This window comes from Tepidiforma thermophila, from assembly GCF_002563855.1.
Taxonomy (GTDB): Bacteria; Chloroflexota; Dehalococcoidia; order Tepidiformales; family Tepidiformaceae; genus Tepidiforma; species Tepidiforma thermophila.
This window is the reverse complement of the sequence record NZ_PDJQ01000001.1, coordinates 2,312,774-2,338,809: the sequence shown is the minus strand read 5'-3', so window position 1 is coordinate 2,338,809 and position 26,036 is coordinate 2,312,774. Positions and strand designations below refer to the sequence as shown.

General features: G+C 68.7%; 22 protein-coding genes, 1 tRNA gene, 1 rRNA gene, 1 pseudogene and 1 riboswitch. Of the genes and pseudogenes, 13 read left to right on the top strand and 12 right to left on the bottom strand.

The genetic code is table 11. From position 1 onward, the window contains the following. Positions 1-50: 50 nt before the first annotated feature. Together A9A59_RS11425 and A9A59_RS11420 are read left to right on the top strand one after the other, a co-directional pair. Positions 51-2,997: ribosomal RNA gene (locus tag A9A59_RS11425) — 23S ribosomal RNA — on the top strand. 89 nt (positions 2,998-3,086) lie between these two features. Then, a tRNA-Met gene (locus A9A59_RS11420) sits at positions 3,087-3,161 on the top strand. Positions 3,162-3,406: 245 nt separating this feature from the next. On the opposite strand, the gene cobU is transcribed toward A9A59_RS11420, so the two are convergent. From cobU to A9A59_RS11370, 10 genes are read right to left on the bottom strand one after another with little or no spacing between them, the layout of a single operon-like run. Beyond that, positions 3,407-3,961: a bifunctional adenosylcobinamide kinase/adenosylcobinamide-phosphate guanylyltransferase gene (gene cobU / locus A9A59_RS11415; protein ID WP_098504884.1), complete on the bottom strand. Its 555-nt coding sequence runs from the start codon at positions 3,959-3,961 to the stop codon at positions 3,407-3,409. Continuing rightward, positions 3,961-5,463, bottom strand: coding sequence for a cobyric acid synthase (locus A9A59_RS11410; protein ID WP_278286893.1), 1,503 nt, complete (start codon positions 5,461-5,463; stop codon positions 3,961-3,963). Before A9A59_RS11410 ends, cobU begins: the two co-directional genes overlap by 1 nt. Next, complete coding sequence (locus A9A59_RS11405; RefSeq protein ID WP_098504384.1) at positions 5,442-6,494, bottom strand: pyridoxal phosphate-dependent aminotransferase; 1,053 nt, start codon at positions 6,492-6,494, stop codon at positions 5,442-5,444. Before A9A59_RS11405 ends, A9A59_RS11410 begins: the two co-directional genes overlap by 22 nt. Further along, on the bottom strand, positions 6,491-7,405 hold the full coding sequence (gene cbiB / locus A9A59_RS11400) for an adenosylcobinamide-phosphate synthase CbiB (protein WP_165772691.1): 915 nt from the start codon (positions 7,403-7,405) through the stop codon (positions 6,491-6,493). The genes A9A59_RS11405 and cbiB overlap by 4 nt, the downstream gene beginning before the upstream one ends. Continuing rightward, positions 7,402-8,163, bottom strand: a complete 762-nt coding sequence (gene cobS / locus A9A59_RS11395; protein ID WP_098504382.1) for an adenosylcobinamide-GDP ribazoletransferase — start codon at positions 8,161-8,163, stop codon at positions 7,402-7,404. Before cobS ends, cbiB begins: the two co-directional genes overlap by 4 nt. Then, on the bottom strand, positions 8,160-9,197 hold the full coding sequence (cobT, locus tag A9A59_RS11390; RefSeq protein ID WP_098504381.1) for a nicotinate-nucleotide--dimethylbenzimidazole phosphoribosyltransferase: 1,038 nt from the start codon (positions 9,195-9,197) through the stop codon (positions 8,160-8,162). The genes cobS and cobT overlap by 4 nt, the downstream gene beginning before the upstream one ends. Next, on the bottom strand, positions 9,197-9,757 hold the full coding sequence (gene cobO / locus A9A59_RS11385; RefSeq protein WP_098504380.1) for a cob(I)yrinic acid a,c-diamide adenosyltransferase: 561 nt from the start codon (positions 9,755-9,757) through the stop codon (positions 9,197-9,199). Before cobO ends, cobT begins: the two co-directional genes overlap by 1 nt. Then, on the bottom strand, positions 9,754-10,566 hold the full coding sequence (locus tag A9A59_RS11380; RefSeq protein WP_098504379.1) for an ABC transporter ATP-binding protein: 813 nt from the start codon (positions 10,564-10,566) through the stop codon (positions 9,754-9,756). Before A9A59_RS11380 ends, cobO begins: the two co-directional genes overlap by 4 nt. 13 nt (positions 10,567-10,579) lie before the next feature. Beyond that, complete coding sequence (locus tag A9A59_RS11375; RefSeq protein ID WP_098504378.1) at positions 10,580-11,698, bottom strand: ABC transporter substrate-binding protein; 1,119 nt, start codon at positions 11,696-11,698, stop codon at positions 10,580-10,582. A gap of 17 nt (positions 11,699-11,715) precedes the next feature. Continuing rightward, on the bottom strand, positions 11,716-12,810 hold the full coding sequence (locus A9A59_RS11370) for a FecCD family ABC transporter permease (RefSeq protein WP_098504377.1): 1,095 nt from the start codon (positions 12,808-12,810) through the stop codon (positions 11,716-11,718). 215 nt (positions 12,811-13,025) lie between these two features. Beyond that, a riboswitch (cobalamin riboswitch) is annotated at positions 13,026-13,142 on the bottom strand. A 151-nt stretch (positions 13,143-13,293) separates the two neighbouring features. On the opposite strand from A9A59_RS11370, the gene A9A59_RS11365 reads away from it, so the two are divergent. From A9A59_RS11365 to A9A59_RS14480, 7 genes are all read left to right on the top strand, one after another. After that, entirely contained in the window at positions 13,294-14,895 is a 1,602-nt protein-coding gene (locus A9A59_RS11365) for an ABC transporter substrate-binding protein (protein ID WP_098504376.1), read from the top strand. Position 14,896: 1 nt separating this feature from the next. Then, the gene (locus A9A59_RS11360) at positions 14,897-15,418 is read left to right on the top strand and encodes a GNAT family N-acetyltransferase (RefSeq protein WP_165772690.1); all 522 of its coding nucleotides are present in this window, start codon (positions 14,897-14,899) and stop codon (positions 15,416-15,418) included. Beyond that, positions 15,415-16,242 (top strand): class I SAM-dependent methyltransferase, encoded by an 828-nt coding sequence (locus A9A59_RS11355; protein ID WP_098504374.1) that lies wholly within the window; start codon positions 15,415-15,417, stop codon positions 16,240-16,242. The genes A9A59_RS11360 and A9A59_RS11355 overlap by 4 nt, the downstream gene beginning before the upstream one ends. Beyond that, positions 16,242-17,186 (top strand): ABC transporter permease, encoded by a 945-nt coding sequence (locus A9A59_RS11350; protein ID WP_098504373.1) that lies wholly within the window; start codon positions 16,242-16,244, stop codon positions 17,184-17,186. Before A9A59_RS11355 ends, A9A59_RS11350 begins: the two co-directional genes overlap by 1 nt. A gap of 68 nt (positions 17,187-17,254) precedes the next feature. Beyond that, a complete protein-coding gene (locus A9A59_RS11345) occupies positions 17,255-18,046 on the top strand; it encodes an ABC transporter permease (protein ID WP_165772689.1) in 792 nt (263 codons plus the stop codon). Between the two features lie 32 nt (positions 18,047-18,078). After that, the gene (locus tag A9A59_RS11340) at positions 18,079-18,888 is read left to right on the top strand and encodes an MBL fold metallo-hydrolase (RefSeq protein ID WP_098504371.1); all 810 of its coding nucleotides are present in this window, start codon (positions 18,079-18,081) and stop codon (positions 18,886-18,888) included. 50 nt (positions 18,889-18,938) lie between these two features. Further along, positions 18,939-19,673: a glycerophosphodiester phosphodiesterase gene (locus A9A59_RS14480; RefSeq protein WP_165772750.1), complete on the top strand. Its 735-nt coding sequence runs from the start codon at positions 18,939-18,941 to the stop codon at positions 19,671-19,673. Between the two features lie 282 nt (positions 19,674-19,955). On the opposite strand, the pseudogene A9A59_RS14345 reads toward A9A59_RS14480, so the two are convergent. Then, positions 19,956-21,572: pseudogene (locus tag A9A59_RS14345) on the bottom strand (DUF2207 domain-containing protein); the annotation flags it as partial. Positions 21,573-21,698: 126 nt separating this feature from the next. Between A9A59_RS14345 and A9A59_RS11330 the strand changes: the two are divergent. Genes A9A59_RS11330 through A9A59_RS11315 form a run of 4 tightly spaced genes read left to right on the top strand, consistent with a single transcriptional unit; the run spans position 21,699 to position 25,603 of the window. Then, complete coding sequence (locus A9A59_RS11330; RefSeq protein WP_098504369.1) at positions 21,699-22,571, top strand: FAD binding domain-containing protein; 873 nt, start codon at positions 21,699-21,701, stop codon at positions 22,569-22,571. 22 nt (positions 22,572-22,593) lie between these two features. Then, positions 22,594-23,076, top strand: coding sequence for a (2Fe-2S)-binding protein (locus tag A9A59_RS11325; RefSeq protein WP_098504368.1), 483 nt, complete (start codon positions 22,594-22,596; stop codon positions 23,074-23,076). Next, on the top strand, positions 23,073-25,340 hold the full coding sequence (locus A9A59_RS11320; RefSeq protein ID WP_098504367.1) for a xanthine dehydrogenase family protein molybdopterin-binding subunit: 2,268 nt from the start codon (positions 23,073-23,075) through the stop codon (positions 25,338-25,340). Before A9A59_RS11325 ends, A9A59_RS11320 begins: the two co-directional genes overlap by 4 nt. Continuing rightward, positions 25,340-25,603, top strand: a complete 264-nt coding sequence (locus A9A59_RS11315) for a MoaD/ThiS family protein (RefSeq protein ID WP_098504366.1) — start codon at positions 25,340-25,342, stop codon at positions 25,601-25,603. Before A9A59_RS11320 ends, A9A59_RS11315 begins: the two co-directional genes overlap by 1 nt. A 143-nt stretch (positions 25,604-25,746) precedes the next feature. On the opposite strand, the gene A9A59_RS11310 is transcribed toward A9A59_RS11315, so the two are convergent. Then, the gene (locus tag A9A59_RS11310) at positions 25,747-26,025 is read right to left on the bottom strand and encodes a DUF6295 family protein (protein ID WP_098504365.1); all 279 of its coding nucleotides are present in this window, start codon (positions 26,023-26,025) and stop codon (positions 25,747-25,749) included. Between the last annotated feature and the right edge of the window lie 11 nt (positions 26,026-26,036).

Below are 26,036 nucleotides of genomic sequence, written 5' to 3'. Positions count from 1 at the left end.
TAGCGTCGCCAACGAGGCCGGGCAATTCATACCGACCGAGTCTTGGTGGAGGTCAAGCTACCAAGGGCGCGCGGTGGATGCCTAGGTATCAGGGGCCGATGAAGGACGTGGCAAGGCTGCGATAAGCTCCGCCCAGCTGCCAAGCAAGCGTAAGCGGAGATCTCCGAATGGGGTAACCCAGCCCGGCAAAACCGGGCTACTCCAGGCTGAACACATAGGCCTGTGAGGGGGAACCGGGGGAACTGAAACATCTAAGTACCCCGAGGAAAAGAGAGTATTCCCCTAGTAGCGGCGAGCGAACGGGGAGGAGCCCAAACCGGCAGGGTACGCCCTGCCGGGGTTGTAGGGCCGGCCATCGTGCAGTTACCAATCGCACGGGTAGGAGAATGGACCTGGAAAGGCCAGCCAGAGAGGGTGATAGCCCCGTAAACGAAACCTGCTGCGACTGCCGGCCGGTACCTGAGTACCACGGGACACGTGAAACCCCGTGGGAATCCGGGGAGACCACTTCCCAAGGCTAAATACCCCTGATGACCGATAGTGAACCAGTACCGTGAGGGAAAGGTGAAAAGTACCCCGGGAGGGGAGTGAAAGAGAACCTGAAACCGCGTGCCTACGTGCAGTCGGAGCCCGTCGCAAGGCGGGTGACGGCGTGCCTATTGAAGAATGAGCCGGTGAGTTACTCTACGTGGCGAGGTTAAGCAAGGAGACTTGCGGAGCCGCAGCGAAAGCGAGTCCGAACAGGGCGTCACAGTCGCGTGGAGTAGACGCGAAACCGAGTGATCTACCCATGGGCAGCGTGAAGTCCAGGTAAAACTGGATGGAGGCGCGAACCTTCTAGCGTTGCAAAGCTATTGGATGACCTGTGGGTAGCGGTGAAATGCCAAACGAACTCGGAGATAGCTCGTTCTCCCCGAAATGCATTTAGGTGCAGCGTCAGGCGATCTCCGGCGGAGGTAGGGCTCTGAAAGGGCTAGGGGGCTCACCGCTTACCGAACCCTATCAAACCGCGAATGCCGTCGGACAAAGCCTGGCAGTGAGACGGTGGGGGCTAAGCTTCATCGTCAAAAGGGAAACAGCCCAGACCACCAGCTAAGGTCCCTAAGTCCACGCTCAGTGTGAAAGGATGTTGAACCGCCCAGACAGCCAGGAGGTTGGCTTAGAAGCAGCCATCCTTTAAAGAGTGCGTAATAGCTCACTGGTCGAGTGGTTCTGCGCCGACAATTCAACGGGGCTAAGCGTGGCACCGAAGCTGTGGGTCAGCAGCCTCGAGCTGCTGGCGGTAGGGGAGCGTTTGCTTCCGCTGTGAAGGGGTAGCCGTGAGGCGCCCTGGAGCGAAGCGAAGTGAGAATGCCGGCATGAGTAGCGCAAGGCGCGTGAGAACCGCGCCCCCCGTATACCTGAGGTTTCCTACGGAAGGTCAATCCGCGTAGGGTTAGTCGGGCCTAAGCCGAGGCCGAAAGGCGTAGGCGATGGACAGCTGGTTAGTATTCCAGCACCGCAGTGGTAGCGTTTGATGCAGAGGGGGGACCCAGCAGGGTAGGCCCCGCGGGCCCATTGGACATGGTCCGTTCCTGGTTCGTAGGCGTCTCGCCGGAGGCAAATCCCCGGCGGGGTTAAGCGGAGGAACCGGGACGAGTGGAGACATTGTCAAAGCGAGGGGGCTGAGCCCACACTGGCGAGAAAAGCCTCGCTGCTAGTTACCATTGCGCCCGTACCGCAAACCGACACTGGTAGGTGGCGGTAAGCACCGTAAGGGGATCGGGAGAACCTTCGTTAAGGAACTCGGCAAATTGGATCCGTAACTTCGGGAGAAGGATCGCCCCCGGGTGTGTAGAACCTCGCGTTCCAAGCACCGGGGGGCCGCAGAGAGCAGGCCCAGGCGACTGTTTATCAAAACCACAGGTCTCTGCAAAAGCGAAAGCTGATGTATAGGGGCTGACGCCTGCCCAGTGCCGGAAGGTTAAGGGGAGAGGTGCAAGCCTTGAACTGAAGCCCCGGTGAACGGCGGCCGTAACTATAACGGTCCTAAGGTAGCGAAATTCCTTGTCGGGTAAGTTCCGACCCGCACGAAAGGCGTAACGATCTGGGCACTGTCTCGACGAAGGACCCGGCGAAATTGAATTGACCGTGAAGATGCGGTTGACCCGCGGCAGGACAAAAAGACCCCGTGGAGCTTTACTGCAACTTGGCGCTGGAAGTGGGTCTGAGATGCGTAGGATAGGTGGGAGGCGACGAAGCGCTGCTTCCGGGCGGCGTGGAGCCAACCTTGAAATACCACCCTTCTCTGATCTGCTTTCTAACTCCTGAGCAAGCAGGAGGACAGCGTCTGGTGGGCAGTTTGACTGGGGCGGTCGCCTCCTAAAGAGTAACGGAGGCGCACAAAGGTTCCCTCAGGGTGGATGGAAATCACCCGTCGAGTGCATTGGCATAAGGGAGCTTGACTGCGAGACCCACAAGTCGAGCAGGGGCGAAAGCCGGTCAAAGTGATCCTACGGTACCGAGTGGAAGGGCCGTGGCTTAACGGATATAAGCTACCCCGGGGATAACAGGCTTATCTTGCCCAAGCGTCCACAGCGACGGCAAGGTTTGGCACCTCGATGTCGGCTCGTCGCATCCTGGGGCTGGAGTAGGTCCCAAGGGTTGGGCTGTTCGCCCATTAAAGCGGTACGCGAGCTGGGTTCAGAACGTCGTGAGACAGTTCGGTCTCTATCCGCCGTGGGCGTAGGAGCCTTGAGAGGAGCTGCCCCTAGTACGAGAGGACCGGGGTGGACGGACCGCTGGTGTGCGGGTTGTTCCGCCAGGAGCACCGCCCGGTAGCCATGTCCGGACCGGATAAGCGCTGAAAGCATCTAAGTGCGAAGCCGACCTCAAGATGAGGGCTCCCACCGAGTCAATCGGGTAAGACCACAGGAAGACTACCTGTTCGATAGGCGCCAGGTGTAAGCGCAGCAATGCGTTCAGCTGAGGCGTACTAATGGTCGAGGGCTTGACCTCCAGCAAGACCCGGCGCGCATGAAACGCCCGTCCCGCAGTTCTTCGCTCTTCAGTCCTCGAGGTGCACCGGCTCGCCGGCCCTCACATACCGCGGGGTGGAGCAGTGGTAGCTCGTCGGGCTCATAACCCGAAGGTCGGGGGTTCGAATCCCTCCCCCGCTACCAAACCCACACAGCACACCACAACGGCCCGGGTCACCCGACCCGGGCCGTAGCTTTTTGCCCTGCCTCCAGCCCCGACCCCCTCGTCTATCGCCCCCGCGGCCCGGTCGGCCCCCTTGCGGAACCCCGTTCGAACGTCACCCGCCGTTCCGGCGGCCTCCCACCCGGGATCTCCCCTGCACCGCCAGCACCCGCTCCGCCGCGTCGTCGCCCACGTCCCCGCATCCCCCCACCCGGCACAACCCCACTCAGCTCCCCAGCACAATTGCTCTCCCCGCCACCACCAGCACCACCCGCTCCGCTTCCCGCCCAATCGCCTGGTTCGCCAGTCCCAGCGCATCGCGGTAGTACCGCGTCAGCCGGCCGACCGGCACAATCCCCCAGCCAACCTCATTCGTCACAACGACGGTCTCGCCGGTCCGCGCCAGCGCAACCGCCGCAAGCTCCCTGGCTTCCGCGACGACCCGCTCCACCAGCCCCTCCCACAGGCCTGCCGGCGCACCATCGTCCAGCCCCGCCCGCCAGAACACGTTCCCGCACCACGTCGCAAGGCACTCCACCAGCACCGTCGCTTCGGCCTCGGCCGCTGCAACGGCGCCCGCCAGGTCGAGCGGCTCCTCCACGGTGGCCCATCGCGCCGGCCGGCGTGCCCGGTGGGCCGCCACCCGCGCCGCCGTCTCCTCGTCGGTCGCCTCCATCGTCGCCAGATACACCACTGGCACCCCCGTCGCAGCCGCCAGCTCCTCGGCGTACCGGCTCTTGCCGCTCCGCGCCCCGCCCGTCACCAGCGTCAGCCGGCCCATCACCCCGCCCCCGCCAGCGCCCACGAAGCGACCCGCTCGATGTCCAGCGACGACTCCAGCACGTCGGCCAGCCGGTCGAAGGCCGCATCCTCGTTTTCCGCCTCACCCGGTGCAAACGGCTTCCCGCGGAGGCGCGCCACGTTCCTTAGCAGCCGCGCCCTGAACTCCCGATCCCGAAAGGCCCCGTGGACATACCACCCGAAGACCAGCCCATCGTCCGAGGCAGCCCCGATCGCCTCGCCATCAGCGGTCCAGGCCGCCGGTTCGCCGTCGATGGCCGTCGCCCCGGCATGGATCTCGTACCCCTCGACCTCAAGTCCCGCACACCCGCTCAGCAGTCCTGGCCCGCCCTCCAGGCGGACCCGGCTCAGGCGGGTAACCTTCCCCCGCCTAAACCGGGTCCGACACCGCAGCCAGCCCAGTCCCTCCGCCGACCCCGGTGATCCTTCGATGCCCTCCGGGTCCTCGACAGCCTCGCCGAGCATCTGAAAGCCCCCGCAGATGGCGATCACCGGCACGCCCGCAGCCCGCAGCCGTCCCAGCGCCGCATCGAACCCCTCGGCTCGCAGCCACGCAAGGTCGTCCCGGGTCGCCTTTGTGCCCGGGACAATAACGAGGTCCGGGTCCGCGAGCTGGTCCGGCTGCCCGGCGTACCGCACCCGCACGTCGGGCTCCCGTTCGAGCGGGTCGAAATCATCGAAGTTCGCGATCCGCGGCAGCCGGATCACCGCCACATCGATCCCGCGGAATGGGCCGTGCGTATCCCGCCGCCGGTCGAGCGCAACCGAATCCTCCTCCGGGATGCCCGGCTCGCGAATCCACGGAATCACCCCAACGACCGGCACCCCGGTCAGCCGCTCGATCTCCTGCAGCCCCGGCTCCAGCAGCGAGGGGTCCCCCCGCAGCTTGTTAATCACGAACCCCTTCACCAGCGCCTGCTCATCCGGTTCCAGCAGGTGGTACGTCCCGTACAGGTGTGCGAATACGCCGCCCCGGTCAATGTCACCGACAACCAGCACCGGCGCTCCCGCGTACCTCGCCACCCGCATATTCGAGATGTCCCGCGCCTTCAGGTTGATCTCCGCCGGGCTCCCGGCCCCTTCGATGATGACGAGCTCGAACTCCTCGCGGAGCAGGTCGAGCGAACGCGCCACGTCGTCCCAGATGCGCGCCTTCGCCTCCTGGTAGGCGGCCGCATGCAGTGTTCCGATCGGCCGCCCGAGCACCACGACCTGCGACCGCAGGTTCCCCTCCGGCTTCAGCAGCACCGGGTTCATCTCCACCCGGGGCAACGCCCGCGCCGCCAGCGCCTGCACGTACTGCGCCCGCCCGATTTCGCCCCCGCCGGGCACCACTGCCGCGTTGTTCGACATGTTCTGCGCCTTGAACGGGGCAACGCGCACGCCCCGCCGTGCGAACAGCCGGCACAGCCCCGTCACCAGCAGGCTTTTCCCCGCCGACGAAGCCGTTCCCTGCACCATCAGGACTCCCCCGCGAGACATCGCCGTACCTCCACCATGGCATGCACCAGCCGCTCGGCGTGCCGCTCGTGCGGGATAGCCACCCGCACCCACTCCGGCAACCCGAACGACGCGCAGTCCCGGATAACGAACCCCCGCATGAGCAGCTGCGCCCTGAACGCCGCGCCGTCGCCTGCCCGCACCAGCAGGAAGTTCGCCAGCGAGGGGCGAACGGCGAACCCCGACCGCTCGAGCGCGTCGAGCAGAAACGCACGCGTCGCCGCGACCCTCCGTATGCTCTCCCGGCAGAACTCTTCCAGCTCAAGCGCCGCCATCCCGGCCGCTGCCGCCGGCGCGCTCACCGACCACGGCGGCTGCTGCGCCGAAACCCGTTCGATGTCACCCGGCGTTCCGAGCAGGAAGCCCAGCCGGAGCCCGGGCACCGCGTGGACCTTCGTCAGCGAACGTAGCACCAGCAGCCCCGACGCCGGCTGCACGCGCTCATCCTCCGGCCACGCGAACGGCATGTACGCTTCGTCCACCACCAGCCGCCCTCCCGCGGCCTGTGCTGCCCGGCGAAGCTGCTCAACCTGCTCCCGCGAGCACAGTTCGCCGGTCGGGTTGTTGGGGTTGCAGAGGAAGGCAATCGAAGGCCGCAGCTCTGCGAACAGCCGCCCCGCGTCGCCGCCGCGTGCAGGGTAGGGTGCCTCCACCGCGGACATGCCAGCAGCCCGCGCTGCCGCGGCATACTCCCCGAACGTCGGCCCGAAGATGAGGCAACCGCCATCCCCGGCAAACGCCCGGCAAAGGAGATAGATCAGCTCACTCGTGCCGTTGCCCGCCAGCAGCTGCCCGGGCTCCAGCCCGAACCGGTCCGCCCACGCGCGGCGCAATCCTGCAGCGTCCGGCTCGGGGTACCGGCCGATCGTCGCGTTCGCAGCCGCTGCGGCCACCGCCGGGTGCGGGCCGTACGGGTTCAGGCTCGCGCTCAGGTCGACAAGCTCGATGCCCGCAGCCGCAGCAGCGGCCAGCTCCGCCTCAGTCACCCCGCCGTGGACCACTCGCCCGCTCATCCGTCAATCCTCCAGCACATCGTCGCCCCGGCCAGCGCCATGGCTGCCAGCGCCAGTGCGCCCGTCCGCTGCGCCCTCCGGATATCCGCAGCCCCCGGCTCGCGGCCCGCTCCATGGAGGACATGATGTTCCAGCTTCTCCAGCCGCACGCCGAGGACGTGCGCCATCGCTGCCATCGGCCACCCCGCGTTTGGGCTCGACGTTGATCGCGCATCGCGCACCAGCCGTCGCACCTGCCGGGCCCCGGGCAGCGGCCGCACCAGCACGAGCGAAGCGGCTGTCAGCCGCGCCGGCAGCCAGTTCAGGACATCGTCGAGCCGGGCCGGCACCATCCCGAACCGCCCGCGCGAACGGTAGCCGACCATCGCGTCCAGCGCGTTGACCGCCCGGTACGCGGCCGCTCCCGGGAGCCCTGCCGCCAGGTACCACCACGCCGGCGCCACCACGCTGTCCGAAAGGTTTTCCGCCAGCGACTCAATCGCCGCCGATGCGACGAGCCCCGGCGGCAGGTCATCCGTCCGCCGGCTGACCATCATCGCGGCCGCCGCGCGCGCCCCGGCGAGGTCGCCGGCTTCCACCGCATCCGCCACCCTGCCGGCGTGGCCAAACAGCGCCCGGATGGCCAGGGTCTGCTTCAGCGCCAGCGCCTCAAGCACGAAACCGGCCGCGCCGCGGCCCCACGCCGCGCGCACAACTCCCATGGCGGCCCCAAGCGCCAGCCCGACTGCCGTCGCCGTCAGAAGTACGCCGCGCGTCGCTGTATCTCGCCGTCCCTCGGATGTCAGCAACCGGTCGAAGCAGCCCGCGGCCCGGCCGAACAGCGCAACCGGGTGCCAGCGGTTCGGCAGCTCGCCCATCGCGAGGTCGACGACGGCCGCCGCGCCCAGCACCGCCGCGCGCCGCCGGATCATCGGAGGGCCTCCCATGCCGTCCATGCATCCAGTTGTCCTGCCAGCCCCGCGGCCGCCAGCAGCACCGCGCACTCCCCCAGCTCGATGCACGCGCCGTACGCGTCGCCGTTCAGGCCCCCGAACGCCCGCCCGAGACCCCAGCCGGCCAGCAGCATCGCTGCCGCCCCTGCTGCGGATGCCGCAATCCCCCACCACCCCAGCGCAGCACCCCCTGCAGCGGTGGCTGCAGCCGCGCCGGTCAGTACCGCGCTCCACCTGCACCCTGCCCGGAAAGCAGCCCCCATCCCCGTCTGTCTCATGGGCGGAAACGCCCGCGCCGCGGCCGGCAGCCACCCCCGCGCCCCGGCAGCCGCAGCGAACGCTGCCCCCGCCGCCGTACCCCCGGGCAGGCTGGCCAGGCAGCTCACCTTGAGGATGACAACAAAGACAACAGCCGCCACTCCATACGTCCCGTGATGAACGTCTTCGAGGATCGCCACCCGCCGCTCTCGCGGGGCCGCGACCAGCGCAGCGTCGGCAGCATCGGCCGTGCCGTCGAGGTGGAGGCCGCCGGTTACAGCCGCCCACGCCGCAACCGCAATCGCCGCCGCTGGCAGCGGCGGCAGGAGTGCGTGCGCAGCCCACGTCACGCCGGCCGCGCTCCCGCCGATGAGCAGCCCCACGGCCGGGACCCAGCCTGCAGCGCGCTCGGGTGCCCATGAGGCCCCGCCTGCCGGCAGCCGGCTCAGCAGCCCGATCGCCGCCAGCAGCCCGTTCACCCGTCCAGCCGCTCCGAAACGCCGGCCTCCGCGAACTCCGCCATCTCATCCCGGATCGCAACTGCCGCATCGACCAGTTGCAGCGCCAGCGCGGCGCCGGTCCCCTCGCCGAGCCGGAGCCCCAGGTCCAGGAGCGGCTCGAGTCCCAGCGCTTCCAGGATGATGCGGTGCCCCGGTTCCACCGAACGATGCGAGGCGATCAGGTACTCCCGCGCCGCCGGGGCCAGCGAGCACGCTGCCAGCGCCGCCGACCCCGTGATGAATCCATCAAGGATGACCGGAATCCGCCGCTCGGCCGCGCCCAGCACCAGCCCCGCCAGGCCGGCAATCTCGAAACCGCCCACTGCCGACAGCACCCCGATCGGGTCCGCCGGGTCGGGCCGGTGCAGCGCCAGTGCCCGTTCGACCACGGCAATCTTGTGCGCGAGCGCGCCGTGGTCCAGTCCAGTCCCCCGGCCCGTCACCTCAGCCGCCGGCCGTCCGGTCAGCGCGGCAGTCACCGCACTCGCCGCCGTCGTGTTGCCGATGCCCATTTCGCCGGTCAACAGGATGCTGGTTCCGCCCGCCGCGAGCTGGCCTGCAAGCTCCCGCCCGGCCGCAACCGCCGCCTCCGCCTGGGCGCGGGACATCGCCGGTTCGCGCGTCATGTTCCGGGTCCCCGGCCCGAGCCGCCGGTCCAGCACGCCCGTTGCCGACCGCGTCCGCACCCCCATGTCCACCACCACCACCTGGGCGCGCGCCTGCCGCGCGAGTACGTTAATGCCCGCTCCGCCTGCAGCGAAGTTCGCCACCATCTGGGCGGTGACCTCCTGCGGGAAGGCGGAAACCGCTTCCTCGGTCACGCCGTGGTCGGCCGCCATCACCACCACCGTCCGCCGTTCGAAGCGGCAGCGCGGGTTTCCGGTCATACCGGCCAGCCGTACCGCCAGCTCCTCCAGCCGGCCGAGGCTCCCCTGCGGCTTCGTCAGCCGGTCGAGCCGGTGCTGCGCGGCCTCAGCCGCCGCCTGGTCGAATGCCGGGATGTCGATGCGCATCAGAACTCTACTCCTGGTTGAGCTTTGATCCCCTGCTCGCGGTAGGGGTGCTTGATAAGTGTCATCTCCGTCACCAGGTCCGCCGCCTCCACCAGCTCCGGCGGCGCATAGCGGCCCGTCACCACCACATGGAGCATCGGCCGCCGCCCCTGAAGCGCCGCCACCACCCCCGCCGGGTCAAGCCACCCGTAATGCATGGGATAGGTGAACTCGTCGAGCACCAGCACGGCGAGGTCCGGATCAATCAGCCGGGCCCGCGCCCGATCCCACTGCTCGAGTGCCAGCGCCTTTGTCCGCTCCGGGTCCTTCGACTTCCAGGTAAATCCGTCCCCCAGCGGGTACACCGGGATGCCGAGACGCTTCGCCGCCCGGTGCTCCCCAAAGTTCGCCGTCGGCGGCTTGATGAACTGGTACACCTCGACCGGCATCCCCCGTCCCCACGCCCGCAGCACCATGCCCAGCGCGGCAGTCGTTTTCCCTTTGCCGTTCCCGGTGTTGACGATCAGCAGCCCTTTTCGCTTCCGCGGCCCCTTGACCGGCTGGTGCTCGGATTCGATCATCTCCTGCCTCCCTTGGCTCCTGCCGCTTCGAACATGGGCAGTTCGAAGGCAATGCGGCACTCGGCACCCTGCCAGTCGACCCGTGCCGCCAGCCCATACACCTGCGCGAGCAGCTCCGGCTGGAGCACCTCCGGCGGCGGCCCGGCCGCGGCGACTCGTCCCCGGTCGAGCAGCAGCAACTGATCGCACCAGCGCGCCGCCATCTCGAGGTCGTGGAGGACGACCACAAACCCCATCCCCTCGCCGGCCAGCATGCGCAGCCGGGCCATCAGTTCGAGCTGGTGCCGCACATCCAGCGACGCGGTCGGCTCGTCGAGGATGACCGCGCATCGCGCCTGCGCGAACGCCCGCGCGATCAGCACCCGCTGGCGCTCCCCGCCCGAAAGCGAATCAACCCGTCGCCCGGCCAGCCCGAGCACGCCCGTCCACGCCATCGCCCGCGCAGCCGCTGCCCGGTCCTCCGCCCCTTCGGGCTCGAAGGGGCCGCGGTGCGGGTACCGGCCCATCAGCACAAGGGCCCCGGCCGTGAAGCCGGGCGCCTCCGGAATGGATTGCTGCACGTACGCCAGCTCACGCGCCCGCCGCCGTCCATCAATGCGGCGGCCCTCGACAAGAAGGCAGACCGCGCCGCTGGCCGGGCGGAGAAGCCCGGCCAGCAGCCTCGCCAGCGTCGATTGCCCCGCCCCGTTCGGGCCGACCAGGCCGACGACCTGGCCCGGCCCAACGGTCAGGGTCGCGTCCTGCACGAGCCACCGCCCGCCGGCGCGGTAGCCAACCTGCTCGGCGACAAGCTCGAAGCGGGCCGCCACCGGTCCTCTCCCGCTACCTGGCCTGGCCGGCTAGCGAGAACTGGGGCGGGTCTGCCACAGGGAACTCGCGTGGCCAGAGAATGTGGGCCAGGTGCTCTACCGCGCGGACGTTCGCAAACGAGTTCGTCGTGTACAGCGCCGGCGGAACAACGTACACCCGCCCGTTCTGAATCGCCGGCACGCCCGCAAGCGTCGGCTCAGCCATCAGCTCCGCCTTGAACTTCTCGCCGGCCTCCGCCGGCATCGGGATGATGATGATGTCCGGGTTCGCCGAAAGGATCGCCTCGAGCCCAATCTGCTGGTTCCCCTTGATGCCGCCCAGCGTCCCCGCGTTTCGGCCACCGGCCGCGGTGATGACCCCCTCCCCCGTAGTCCCGGAGCCTGCCATGTAGAGCGAGGTGTACTTCGTGAGGTGGGCGACCACCGGCTTCTCGGTGTCCGGCTTCTTGCCGGTCACGTCGACGACCTTCCGATACCGTGCCTCCACTTCATCCGCAAGCGCTATGGCCCGTTCTTCCTCCCCGTAGATGTACCCCAGCAGCAGGATCGCATTCAGGCGCCCTGCCGGCGTCGGGTCGAGATTCAGCTGCACGACCGTTACTCCCGCGCTCTCGATCGCCGCAACGACGTCCGCCTTCTGCGTCGGCGTCGCAATCACGAGGTTCGCCCCGCTCGCAATCACCGCCTCCGGTTCACGCGCGACCGTCGGCAGATTCTTCACCAGCGTCGCAAAGCTCGACGTATCCGGGTTCTTCGTCGCCGAGCCGACCCCGACGATCCGCTCGATCGGAACCAGCGACAGCGTAATCTCGTCGATGCCCGCCGACATGGTGTGGATCTTCAGCGGCTTCTCCTTGATCGTCCGCCTGCCGTTCAGCCCCTCCACTTCCCGCGGCCACGAAAGGTTGGCCGGGTTCACAATGCCCGGTACACCAGTCAGCCGCGCTTCGATGCGCTTCGCAGGCGATTCCGTCGGAGTTGCCGCCGGTACCGCTGCTGTCGCCGTTGCCGGAGGAGACGTGGACGCCTCATCGTCGTCGTCGCCTCCGCAGGCCGGCACGAACGCGGCGATCGCCAGCGTCGCCAGCAGTGCCGGCGCCAGACGCCTCACGATCAGTCGTTTCGAAAACATGTTCCCTCCTCTGGTGTTCAAAGTTGGATTGCCAGCCGCGACCGCTGTCGCAGCAGGATCACCGCGAACACCGGCGCCCCGATGAGCGCCGTCACCATGCCGACCTGCAGCTCCGCCGGGCGCACCACCGTGCGCGCCACCGTATCGGCGCCAACCAGCACCGCGGCGCCCGCGACCATCGACGCCGGGAGCAGGTGCCGGTAGTCCGGCCCCAGGACGAGCCGCAGCACGTGCGGCACCACCAGCCCGACAAACCCGATCGTCCCGCTCACGCTCACCGAAGCAGCAGTCACGAGCGTCGCGGCCCCGAGCAGCAGCGCCCGCGTCCGCCCGAGCTGGACCCCGCTCGACGCCGCCACCTCGTCCGAAACGGACAGCAGGTTCAGCTGCCGCCCGGCCAGCCCGAGGACGAACAGCCCGGCCGCGATCGGCCAGGCAACCACCCGCACATACGCCCACGATGCGCCGCTGAATCCCCCGGCCAGCCAGAACAGGATGCCGCGCAGCGCCTCGTCCGGCGGTACCAGCGCGATCACCACCGCCGTGACCGAGCCGAGAAACGCGCTCACCGCCACGCCGGCGAGCAGCAGGCTCCCCGGGTGGGGCCGTCCACCCGGCGCTCCGAGCAGGTACACCAGTCCCACAGCCCCGAGCGCTCCGGTAAAAGCGGCCCCGCTGACCAGCCAGATAGAGGCCGCGCCCAGTCCCGCCGCAATCGCCGCCACAGCCCCGGTCGCCGCCCCCGATGACACCCCGAGCAGGCCCGGGTCTGCCAGCGGGTTCCGAAAGAGCGCCTGCATGGTCGCCCCGGCAGCCGCCAGCGAAGCGCCGGCCAGCGTCGCCAGCACGACCCGCGGCAGCCGAAGCCGCTCGATGACGAGCCGCTCCCGCTCGGCGAATGCGCCAACCTCCACGCCTGCCCGCGCGGCCAGCACGGACACGACGTGCGATGGCGGGATGCGCACCGGACCGTTCGCGACCGCCGCAACCGACGCCCCAGCCCAGGCTGCCACGAGCAGCACCATCGCCGCTGCAAAGCGCGCCGCCGGGCGTCTCCCCCGCACGGCGGCAGCTTCAACCGGGGCCGCCGGGGACGTGGCCGTGTCGTTCATCCCTCTCCCTCCGCCCGGGGCAGGGAGCGGCCACGCCGCCGGCAGACTCCGGAATGACGGGCGGGTGCCCCCGGTTCGAAACCGGTCGGGCACCCGCGAGGTTCGTCCCCGGCAACTCCCGGGCAACGAAAAGCCCCTCTCGCTGGAGGGGCAGTGGGCTCGTCACATGGAAGGCAGCCTGCCGAACCACGTGTCCACCACCCGTTTCCCCGCGGGCTAGACACCGACGCCGCTGGCGACCTGGCTGACCGCCCTGTCGGGCGGATCACAGTTGCGGGACAGCCCCGGATTCGCACCGGGTTCGCAAACGGACGTCGCGCCGGACTCTAGCACAGCCGCTTCGCTCCCTGCAAATTGCTCCCGCCTCGCTTGACGCAAGTCAATGCTCCTGCAAGCGTTTGCACATGCGCCTTGGCGATCGCGGTTGTCCTCGCCCGCAAAACTGATATATCGTCTCATCTATCCTCGCTGGAGAGAAAATCCATGCCAATCTCCCGTCGAACATTCGTTAAGGGTATCGCGGCCACCTCTTTCCTCGCCCTTCCCGCCCTCGGCGCTGCCTGCGGCGATGACGATGAGGAATCCTCTGCCGGGCCGACCCCGGGGACGGCCGGCACCGCACCTGCTGCCACACCGACAGCCGCCCGCCGCGGACCAAGCACCGGCACGATGCGCTTCGCCGAGCCGTTCCTCGCCGCCTCCCTCGATGCCGACTCAGGTGCAAGCGCTGCCTACAACCTCCAGGCCGTCGGTGCTGCCGAGTGCCTCATGCGCTTCAGTCCAACGCTGGCCCTCGAGCCGTGGATCGCCGCACGTTTCGACCGCCTCGATGACCTGACCTGGAAAATTACGCTCCGCGATGACGTGACGTTCTGGGACGGCTCCCCGGTCGACGCCGCCGCCGTCCGTGACTCCCTCCTCCGCACCATCGAAAAACAGCCCGCGACCGCCGACCGCCTCCCGAAGGAAACCCAGTTCACCGCCAGCGGCTACGAACTCACCATCAAGACCCCAAAACCGCTCGGGCTCCTTCCTGCGTTCCTCGCCGACGCCACATTTGCGATCAAGAAGGCGCTCCCCGGGGACCAGTTCCTCTACACCGGGCCGTTCAAGATCACCGGCTTTACCGCCCGCGAGGCCATGACCCTCGAGGCGTATGAGGGCTACCGTGGCGGCCCTCCCTGGATCAAAACGCTCCAGTTCCGCCAGGTCGCCGACACGAACGCTCGCTCGCTCGCCCTGCAGTCCGGCGACGTCGAACTCGCCCAGGCCCTCCTCCCCTCCGACGTCGAACGGCTCAAATCGGCCGGCCTCACGGTGCACGTCGCCCCCTGGGCGCGCCAGCACATGATAATCCTCAACGTGCGGGCCGCCCCCTTCGACGACGTTGCAGTCCGCCGCGCCTTCGCCCTCGCCATCGACCGCGAGGCCATGGTCAAAGGCATCATGGAGGGTGCCGCCACCCCCGCGTACGCCTTCGCTCCCGACACAATCGGACACAAAGGCCTCCTGAACATCCAGAAGTTTGACCCCGCCGAAGCGCGTCGTGTCCTCGATGCTGCCGGCTGGAAACCCGCCGCCGATGGAATCCGCGCAAAGGACGGAAAGCGCCTGAGCTTCAAACTGAACACCTACGCCGGGCGCGCTGAACTCGAACAGGCAGCAGTCGTCGCCGTCGATATGCTTAAAGCCGTCGGTATGGAAGCGTCCATCGAAAAAGTGGCCGACATCGAAAAAACCATTGGCGACAACGCATTCCAGGCAGCGATGTACTCTATCGGGCCAGCCGGTTTCGGCGAACTCAGCCGGGCTATCGGGCTCCTCTACGTTCCCTCTTCGCGCAATAAAGACCGGTATTCCAACCCGGTCGTCAACTCCGCCTACGACGACTACATCTCGACCTCCGACGAAGGACGCCGGCAGCAGGCGCTCAAAACCATCCAGGAACAGCTCCGGGATGATGTCCCAATCGTCTACCTGTTCAACCCAAAGCAGGTCGTCGGGACAGCGAAGAAAGTCAAAAACTTCACCCCGCACCCGCTCGACAGCTACCGGGTCACCCCGGACATCAGGCTCGAAGGTTAACATGTTCTTCTTTCGCCAGCTGGCGGCCGAAGACGTCGATCAGGCCCGGGATCTGGTGACCCGCGTCTACACCGAGATGTTCGGGCCAGGCGTCGTCGCTCGCTGGCATGCCGACATCCGCAACATGGAATCCGAGTACCTCGGTTCCGACCGCCAGGCCGGCTTTGTCGCACTCGACAATGCGCGAGTCATTGGGTTTATTGCAATTCGGCACCGTTCACCGCAATCAGGCCCCCTCGCCGGCCGCTACGACCGGGCCGCAACCTGCGAGCTCGGCCGCCTCGCCGTCGAACCCGCCTTCCGCCGCCGCGGCATCGCCCTCCAGCTCGTCGAGCTCGCCCGGCTGTGGGCCGGCGGCCGCTACCGCGTCATCTCCCTCCACACCGACGACACCAATCATGCCGCCCTGGCCCTTTGGCGCCGCCTCTGCGTGGAAGTCCTGGCCCACGAGGGCACCGTCTACTTCGAACTGCCGCTCGACCGACCGGTCACGGTAATGCCCGCCCCGGAGCCTCGTCCATGACCCTTACTCCTCTCGCCCAGCCCCCCATCGACCTCCGCCCCTGGTACGACCGCTGGGAACGCCAGCAGGAAACCTACATTCCCCTCCGCGAGACCCGCTTCCAGGTCATGCTCGATATCGTCGAGCACATAGTCGGGCCCGCCCCGCGTGTCCTCGACCTCCTCTCCGGCCCCGGGGCAATCTCCGCCCGCGTCCTCCAGCGGTTTCCGCAGGCAACCGTTGTCGCCCTCGACCTCGACCCGGTACTGATCGCTATCGGCAAATCCGCACATGGCGATGGCGGTGGCCGGCTGTCCTGGCTCGAGGCCAATGTCAAAGATCCCGATTGGGTCAACGCGCTGCCGCCGGGTAACTTCGACGCAGTGCTGTCAACGACGGCCATTCACTGGCTCGATGCCGGCGACATCATCGAACTCTACCGCGCACTGGCCGCCCGAATCCGGCCTGGCGGCGTATTCATGAACGGCGACCAGATGCGCTTCCCCCCGCGCGACACCGCCCTGCGCGGCCTCACCGAAACGATGCGCCAGCTTCACGAGCGCCGCATGGTCGAGCTCGGCAGCGAAACCTGGGAAGGCTGGTGGGCCGGGCTCCGCAAGCTCCCCGAACTCGCCGAGCTCTTCGAGGAACGCGACCGCCGCTTCCGCTGGAGGAACATCGAACGCGAGCGCGCCATCGGTTCGCGCAGAGACGACGCGAGCCCCCGCGAGCTCGTCCACACAACGTTCACGGTCCATCGCGCCGCCCTGCTCGATGCCGGCTTCCGCGAAGCCGAGCAAATCTGGCAGGTTTACGACAACCGCATCCTGCTCGCCGTGCGCTGATGGTCCGCTTCGTCGGGTCCCGGGTGCTGCAGGCGGCCGGCGTGCTGGTCCTGGTCAGCCTCATCGCCTTCAGCCTCCTGAAGGTGGCACCCGGCGACCCGGCCCAGCGCATCGCCGCCGAACGCGGTGGCGAAATCGTCTCCAGCAGGGAGATCGAGGCAGTGCGGGGGGAACTCGGTCTCGACCGCCCGATCTGGGAACAGTACGCCGCCTGGCTCAGCGATACCCTCCGCCTCAACCTCGGCACCTCCTACGTCAACCGCGAGCCCGTCGCCAAACTGATCCGCGAACGTTTCCCGGCGTCATTTGCCCTCGCGGCCGCAACGGTCGCCATCAGCACGGCCCTTGGGGTCCCGCTCGGGGTCCTTGCGGCGGCCCGGCGCGGCCCGCTCGATACCGCGGTTCGCACGCTCAGCCTTGTCCTGGCGTCGATGCCCAGTTTCTGGCTCTCCTTGCTCGCCATCTGGCTGTTCGCCGCCGAGCTCCGCTGGCTTCCCGCCATCGCCGACCTCTCACCACGCGGTCTCGTCCTGCCAGTCGCGGTCCTGGCGTTGCGTACCTCGGCCATGCTCATCCGCGTCACTCGGGCTACCGTCATCGAAGCTCTGGCGTTGCCCCATGTGACCGTTGCGCGAGGCCGCGGCCTCCCCGAACGGCTCGTGGTCACCCGTCATGCAGTCCGGAACGCCCTCGTTCCCGTAATTACCGTCATCGGCCTCGACTTCGCGACCCTGCTGGCCGGCGCGGCCGTCGTCGAATGGGTGTTCGCGTACCCCGGCGTCGGCCGCCTGGGCGTCCAGGCCGCCCTCAATGGCGACGTCCCTGTCGTCCTGGGATTCGTCCTCTTCGCCAGCGTCGCGCTCGTCGTCGTGAACACGGTCGTCGACATTCTCTGTGGGCTTCTTGATCCGACTGTCCGCCCCGCAAGGACGGTCACCGCATGATCTCCAGCGCCGCGGGCGGGCACCGCCCGGCGGCCCTCCGTCTCTTCCGCCGTAGGTGGCCGCACCCCGTGTACTGGTGGGCAGCCATACTCGCCCTGATCCTCCTCTGCGCGGCCCTTGGGCCCGAGCTGTGGACGACCGACCCGAACCGGACGAACCTCCTGAATCGCTTCGCCGGCCCATCGTTCGAACATCCGCTCGGCACCGACGGCTTCGGCCGCGACCTCCTCGCTCGGTTGCTCCATGGCGCCCGGCTTTCCCTCGTCAGCGCCGCCATCGTTATTGTCTGCTCAACGTTCCTCGGCCTCGTCGTCGGCAGCCTCGCCGCCGTCATTGGGGGAATCGTCGATACCCTCGCTGCCCGTCTCGTCGATGGCCTCCTCGCCCTTCCGGCGCTCGTCGTCGCCCTCGGACTCATCGGGGTCTTCGGTACCGGCTGGACGACACTCGTCTTTGCCCTCACCGCAACCGGCTGGCCCTGGTACGCCCGCATTTACCGGTCCCTGGTAATCGCCGAGCGCCAGAAACCGTACGTCACCGCCGCCCGCGCCATCGGTGCCGGCACCCTCCGCATCGCCGTCCGCCACCTCGGCCCCAACATCGCCGGTCCGGTCGCCGTCGTGGCAGCCACCGACCTTGGTGCCACCATCCTCGGTCTCGCCGCATTCTCCTTCCTTGGCCTGGGTGTCGCTCCGCCGACGCCCGAGTGGGGCGCCATGGTCGCAGAGGGCCGCCAGCACTTCCAGTCGCATCCCTGGGTCATCGTGGCGCCCGGGCTGGCCATTACGGTCACGGTTATCGTCGTGAACCTGTTCAGCGATGCCCTCCGCGACGCCGCCGACCCCTTCCGCCGCCGCTGACCCCGTTCACGCCCCTCCGCTACGATGACCGCATGACCGCCCCCTTCGCCGAACAGCCCCTCCCCGGCGTCTGGTGGCTCACCGGAACCCGCGGCTCCAACGTCTTCCTCGTCGCCCTCCCATCGGGCGGCGTCGCCCTCGTCGATACGGGCTTCGCCGATAGCGCGCCCGCCATCCTCCGCGCCCTCGAATCCATCGGCCGCCCGCTCGAAGCCATCCTCCTCACCCACCGCCACCGCGACCACGCCGGCGCCGCTGCCGCCGTCGCCACCGCCACCGGTGCCCCGGTCATCGCCGGCGCCGGCGACTGCCGCTTGCGCAATGGCCGGCTCGTCCTCCGCTCCGGCATCGGCCGCAGCCACCCGCTCCGTCTCGCTGCTGCCTTCCTCCGCCGCCGTCCCACGCCCGCACCGGTAGCCGTTGCGGTCGAAACACCCCAGGAGGTCCTCCCCGGAATCCGCGCCATCCCCACGCCTGGCCATACCCCCGGCTCGCTCTGCTTCATCGCCGACCACCTCAACGCAGCCTTCGTGGGTGACCTGGTCATCAGCCACGGCGGCGAACTCACCCGTTCGCTCCGCTGGGCGAATCACGACGATGCCCGCTACTTGCAGTCCATCGCTGAGTTTGCCGGTATCGCCCCGCCAGCCGGCTTCCCCGGCCACGGTATCCCCGTGCTGGCCGGCTTCGATACCGCCCTCGCTGCCCTCGCGGCCCTCCCCCGGCGCCCGCTCACCCCGCGCACCGCGCTCGAACGCGCCCGCCGGCTTGCCGCCTTCGCGTCCGGCTTCGCGGCCCGCCGCCGCCCCGCCCGGCACGTGAAAGAATCCGAAAGCCCCTGACCCCGGCGCTCGCTTTCCGTTACCCCGCTCTGCAGGTAAAGTTCGCGCCGATGAGAAAACCCTTCGTCCTCGTCATCGGTCATGCCGGCGCTGCCGGCGAAGCCCCCGCCAACACCCTCGCCGGCGTCCGTGCCTGCCTCGATGCCGGCGCCGAAGCCATGGAGATCGACGTCCAGCTCTGCGCCGACGGCGTCCCCGTCCTCATGCACGACGAAACCGTCGACCGAACGACCAACCTCAAAGGCCGCGTCCGCGACCTTCCGCTCGCCGCGCTCCAGGCAGCAGATGCCGGCAACGGCGAGCCCGTGCCCACCCTCGCGCAGGTGCTCGACCTCGTCGACGGCCGCCTCACGATCATGTGCGAGCTCAAGGCCACCCCCGGCGACCCCGACCAGGACGCACGCAACGTCGACGCGGTCATCGACACCATCAGGCGCCACGGCGCGGAGTCGTGGACCGCGATTCACTCCTTCTCGCCCGATATCGTCGCCCGCGCCCGCGAGCTCGAGCCCCGCATCTCGGCCGCCATCATCTCCCCGCCCGTCGCCGGCGATGGGATCGAACGCCTCCTCGGCGGCCTCCTCAAGCGCAACGCCCAGGCCATCTCGGTCGAACACCACGCCGTCACCCGCGACCTCGTCCTGCGCGCGCGGCGCCGCCAGGTCACCGTCTGGTGCTGGACCGCCGACAGCCCCGCCGACTGGGAGCGGCTCGTCGATGCCGGTGTCGCCGGCATCATCACCAACGTCCCCCACCAGCTGCGGGCCTGGCTCGGCGCCGGTTAGCCCGCGAGCGGCCCCACGTACACCACCCCGGAGAGCAGCCGACCGGGCCCCGCAACCCTCACCACGAGCCCCGCCGCCCCCGCCTCCGCCGCCGCCTGCGCCGCCGCCCCCGCCGAACCCGCTCCCGCTGCTCGACCGGGTCGCCGCCAGCGTCGACCCCACCGAGCTGTTGAACCCCTGGAGTCCCTGCGAAAACGCGGCCACCTGGAACATCCCCGTGCCCGTGTACCAGCCGGCCGTCGACGCCTGCACCTGGTCGTCGAGGCCGGAGAACGCCTGCGCCCACTTCCCCACGCACCCGAACACAATGGCGTACGGCAGGTACCGCGCGAAAATGTTCGCCTGCTCGTTGAACTCCTGCCGGTGTTTCTCCGCCGTCTCGATGTACAGCCGAAACCCCAGCACCCGCCGCAGCACCTCGCTCCCCTTCGCCGTCCGCCGCGCCATCGACGGCGTCAGCACCAGCAGCGCAATCCCGCCAGCCCCGAATCCCAGCGGCAGCAGTCCCCGCCCGAGCAGCGTCGCGCTCAGCAGCGCAAGGCCGACCGCTCCCAGCAGCCAGCCGACCGCCGCTGTGCCTGCCGCCGCCTTCGAAGAGCCCGGACGCACCGCAAACCACCCCCGCTGCATCGCATCGTCGTAAATCAGCTTCTGTACCTTTTGCAGGTCGTCGGCGAACGCATACTTCAGCTCCGAGACCTTCACCCGGTCCCCGGATGCGAACAGCGCGTCGAGCAGCGCCTTCTCGTAGGGGAGCAGGTCGCTCCCGTCCTTTCGCCGCTCCAGCTCCCAGTCCGTCTTCCCGAGCAGGCCCCGCTTCGGGATTTCCGTGATGTGGAGGTAGCCCCGCACCGCGAGGTCGACGATCGTCGCGGTCACGTCCAGCGTGTCCGCCCGCTCGTCGAGCAGCACGCCCATCTGCGCCGGCCGCAGCTCCTCCGGCGGCAGGTACTCTACGACCAGCGGAGGAGCGCCGAACAGCGGCTTCGTCTCCTCCGAGGCATCCTCGGTCAGGTAGTAGATCGTCCGGTACTGCCGGTCTCGCCCGTGCCGCCACCAGAGCGCCAGCGCCGCGGCCACGCCCATAACCGCGGTGAAAGCGAACCCGCCCCACTCCAGCGCATCGAGCTCGAAGTAGTCCCCCGGTCTCGCGGGGTCAATAATCTTCGGCGGCGGCACGGTCACGATGCCCGGCTGCCATCCGACCACGATGGTCAGCTGCTCCCCGTACTCCAGCCGGCGCGAAACGAACTCCGCCGTGCTCCCCGCCACCGACCCAGGGCATCTCTCCCGCGAACGTGCGGCGCCGACGAAACACCGCGTAAACGGCCGCGCGCCCTCCGGCAGGACGACCCGCACCGACGCCCGCTCGACCGGCACCTGCCACTGCCCCGTCACGTTCCAGTACAGCTCATCGTGGCTGGCGTAGGCGTCCAGGGCGCGCGAAAGCCGGTAGCTGATGACGTACACCTGCCGCCCCGAGACCGTCACGTCCGGGTCGCCGATCCGCAGCCGAATCGTTCCCGGCGCCGATTCCCGCTTGAACTTCAACGCTCGCCCATCCGCATCGACGACCGCAAAGCCTTCGTACACCCACTTCCGCACCTGCCCCTCCGGGCACGGATGCAGCGGCTGCTCCGCGTCCGGGTCGGCCGGCCCGCAGCGGGTCGTCTCGAAGAGGTCCCGGTAAATCCCGTGCCGCTCGAGGTTGCGGAAATCCACCGCAATCCGCTCTTCCACCAGCACGTCGCCGCTCGGCTCCACCCGGTAGGTCGCGGTGAACTCCGTCACCGACCATCCAGTCTCCTGCGCGAACCCCGGCGCCCCGTCCGAGACCGCGGCGGCCAGCGCAGCCGCGAAGATCGCAACGAGTGCCACGAGGACGGCGACCTTCGGCATCCGCGCCATTCTAGAGGAGTTGTCATTACCGCGAATTGCGTCCCGTTACCACGCCATCGCGCGACCGGCGTATGATCCCCACTAACCACGCGGCCGAGGCCGCTCCATCCTCCTCCGGGAAGGTCCATGCACGCATTCGAATACGCCCGGCCGGGCTCCCTCGCGGAAGCCCTGGCCCTCGCCAGCAATGGCCGCCGCGCCCTCTTCCTCGCCGGCGGCACCGACGTCATCGTCCAGCTCCGCGAAGGCCGCCGCGCCTGCGACCTGCTCATCGACCTCAAGCACGTGCCCGAGCTCACCTCGATCACCGTCGGGCCCTCGGGCGCCCTCGAAATCGGCGCCGCTGTCCCCCTCGCCGAAATCTACGAGCACCCGGTCGTCCGGCGCGATTTCCCCGCCCTCGTCGACGCCGCATCGATCATCGGCGGTATCGCCATCCAGTCCCGCGCCAGCCTCGGCGGCAACCTCTGCAACGCCAGCCCGGCCGCCGACTCCTCCCCCGCCCTGATGGCGCTCGGCGCAACGCTCCGCATCGCCGGGCCCGCCGGCGAACGCACCCTGCCCGTGGCCGACTTCTTCACCGGCCCCGGCCAGAACGCCCTCCAGCCCGGCGAAATCCTCGTCTCCATCCGGGTCCCGCCGCTGCCGCCGCAGAGCGCCGCGTTCTATCACCGCTTCATCCCGCGCAACGAAATGGACATCGCCGTGGCCTCCTCCGGCGTCTACCTCGCCCTCGACGATGCCGGCCGCATCGCCGATGCGCGGGTTGCCCTCGGCGCGGTCGCCCCGACGCCCATCTTCGTGCCCGCCGCACGCGACGCCCTGCTCGGCCGCGAGCCCGGCGCCGAGGCCTTCGCCGCCGCCGGCGAAGCCGCCCGGGCCGCAGCCAGGCCCATCGACGACATGCGCGGCAGCGTGGCCCAGCGCAGGCACCTCGCCCGTGTCCTCACCGTCCGCGCCCTCGAAAACGCCCTCCGCCGCATCCGCGGCGCCCAGTAGCATCCGGAGCACGACCACACCCATGAAACGCACCTACGTCCAGGCACGCATCAACGGCGAAGAGCGCGACTTCCTCTGCGAGCCGCGCCAGAGCCTCCTTGAAGTCCTCCGCGAAGAACTCGGCCTCACCGGCAGCAAGGAAGGCTGCAACAACGGAAACTGCGGCGCCTGCTCCGTCATCATGAACGGCCGGGTCGTCAACTCCTGCTGCGTCCTCGGCGTCGAAGCCGACGGCGCCGATATCACGACCATCGAAGGCATCGCCCACGGCGACCGGCTGCACCCGCTCCAGCAGGCCTTCCTCGAAGAAGCCGCCCTCCAGTGCGGTATCTGCACCCCCGGGTTCATCATCGCGGCCAAAGCCCTGCTCGACCGCGAACCCGGCGCCGACGAACACCGCATCCGCTTCTGGCTCGCCGGCAACCTCTGCCGGTGCACCGGCTACGACAAGATCATCCGCGCCGTCCAGCGCGCCGCCAGCCAGCTCCAGGAGGCCAGCTCGTGACCACTGTCGAAAAACCCCAGTACCGCGTCATCGGCACCCGCCCCATCCGCCCCGACGGCGTCGAAAAAGTCACCGGCAAAGCCCTCTACGGCGCCGATATCCGCCTGCCGGGCATGATCTACGGCAAGATCCTCCGCAGCCCGCACGCGCATGCCCGCATTCTCCGCATCGATACCTCCGAGGCCGAGCGCGCCCCCGGCGTCCTTGCGGTTGTCACCCACGCCGACCTCCCCGTCGCTGCTGACCGCGTCGAGGAGCTCGGGGAAAGCGCCGTCAACGTCAGAGAAGTCGCCGAGAACATCCTCGCATCGCAGAAGGTCCTCTACCGCGGCCACGCCGTGGCCGCCGTCGCCGCCACCAGCCCCCACCTCGCCGAGGAGGCCCTCGAGCTGATCCGCGTCGAATACGAGGTGCTCCCGCCGGTTCTCGATGTCCTCGACGCCATGCGCGACGACGCCCCCCTCCTCGATGAGAACCGCCGCACAAAGACCCTGATGACCGGCGAGCTGAGCGAAAAGCCGTCCAACGTCGCGAGCTACAACCGGTTCCAGGACGGCGATGTCGAGGCTGCCTTCGCCGAAGCGGATGTCGTCGTCGAGCGCGAGTTCCGCACGAAAATGGTGCACCAGGGCTACATCGAGCCCCAGAACTCCACCGCGAACTGGAACGCCGACGGCACCCTCACGATCTGGACGAGCACCCAGGGCGCCTTCGCCGTCCGCAACCTCGTCGCCGAAGTCCTGCGCAAGCCCATCGCCCAGGTCAAAGTCGTGCCCATGGAGATCGGCGGCGGTTTCGGCGGCAAGATTCCCATCTACCTCGACCCGATCGCTGCCCTCCTGTCGAAAAAGAGCGGGCGCCCCGTCAAAATCGTCATGTCCCGGACCGAGGTCTTCGAAGCCACCGGCCCGACCTCCGGGACCGTCATCCGCGTCAAAGCCGCCGCCAAAGGCGACCGCCTGACCGCCGTCCAGGCCAGCCTCTTCTACGAAGCCGGTGCCTTCCCCGGCTCCTCCGTCGGCGCCGGCTCGATGACCATGCTCGCGCCCTACAACGTCGAGAACTTCGTCATCGACGCCTACGACGTCGTGGTCAATAAGCCGAAAACGGCCGCCTACCGCGCCCCCGGCGCCCCCGCAGCCGCCTTCGCCATCGAAAGCGTCATCGATGAGCTCGCCCGCCACCAGAAGGTCGACCCGCTCGTCTTTCGCAAGGTCAACTCGGCCCGCAAGGGCACAAAGATGGTCAACGGCATCGCCTTTCCCCGCATCGGTCACGAGGAGTGCGTCGAAGCAGCCCTCAACTCCGACCACTACCGCTCGCCCATCGAAGGTCCCTACCGCGGCCGCGGTGTCGCCTCCGGCTACTGGTTCAACGGCGGTATGCAGTCCAGCGTCGTCGTCGCCGTCAACACCGACGGCACGGTCAACCTGATCGAGGGCTCCACCGACATCGGGGGCACCCGCGCCTCCCTCGCCATGCAGCTCGCCGAAACCCTCGGTATCCCCTACGAGAGCATCCGCCCCTCCGTCGTCGATACCGACTCCATCGGCCACAACGACGTCACCGGCGGCAGCCGCACCACCTTCGCGACCGGCATGGCCGTCTATGAAGCCGGGATGGCCATCCGCCGCGAAATGGTCGCCCGCGCCGCAAAGCTCTGGGGCCTCGCCGAAGAGGACGTCGAGTACGACGCCGGCATCATCCGCAGCAAGAAGGACGGCCGCCAGTTCACCTTCAAGGAGCTCGCTGCCCAGTCGGCCCGCACCGGCGGTCCGATCACCGGCAAGGCATCCCTCGTCGCCCGCGGCGTCGGCGGCGCCTACGGCACCCACATCGTCGACGTCGAGGTCGACCCGGAGACAGGCAAGGTCACCATCCTCCGCTACACCGCCGTCCAGGATGTCGGCACCGCCATCCACCCGTCCTACGTCGAAGGCCAAATCCAGGGCGGCGTCGTCCAGGGCATCGGCTGGGCCCTCAACGAGGAGTACGTCTTCGATGAGCAGGGCCGCATGCTCAATGCAAGCTTCCTCGACTACCGGATGCCCACCGCCCTCGACGTCCCCATGATCGACACCATCCTCGTCGAGGTGCCGAACCCCGGCCACCCCTACGGCGTCCGCGGCGTCGGCGAAGTGCCGATCGTGCCGCCCCTCGCGGCCATCGCCAACGCCATCTACGACGCCACCGGCTACCGCTTCACCGAACTGCCGATGTCGCCCCGGCGCATCGTCGAGGCGCTCAACGGCCTCTCCGGCTGATGGCCCGCGTCACCATCCCTGCGACCCTCCGCAGCCTCTGCGGGGGGTCGCAGGAGCTTGAGGTCGCCGCCGCCACCATCGACGAACTGCTCCGCGCCATCGACGCCCGCTGTCCCGGCTTCTACGCCCGCGTCGTCGAGGCCGGCCGCCTCCGGCCCGAGCTCGCCTTCGCAATCGATGGCGAAATCCTGCCGCTCGGCCTCCACGACGCCATCGCCCCCGGCGCCGAGGTCACCATCGTCCCCGCCCTGGGCGGCGGCTGAGGTCCGCCCCGCCGCCCGGCGGCCACGCTTCTCGCTCGTTGCCCTCGCGAACGCCGAGTACTGCTACGTCCTCGAAAGCGGCTCCGTCACCATGGAGGGCCCGCCCGCAGTCCTTGACGCGGAGCGGCTGCGCGAGGCGCTGGCTATCTAGTCTGCGCCGCCCCGGTCTCGTACGCCTCTGCCTCGGCGCACGCGGCCAGCAATGCCTCGGCCAGCGCACGCGCTGAGGCCACCGTCAGCTCGACGCCGATGCGCGCGTCCAGGCCCCCCGCCTCGTCGACGAAATCGACGGTGACCGCATGTTCGAGGTCCAGGTGCAACGGATGGTCGTAGGTCACGTTCGCTCGCGTGACCGGGAACCATCCCCTGCGGCCGAACCCGGCCCCCTCGAGCGGGGCATGGATGAGAATGTTCGAGCACATCGCTCCCTCCC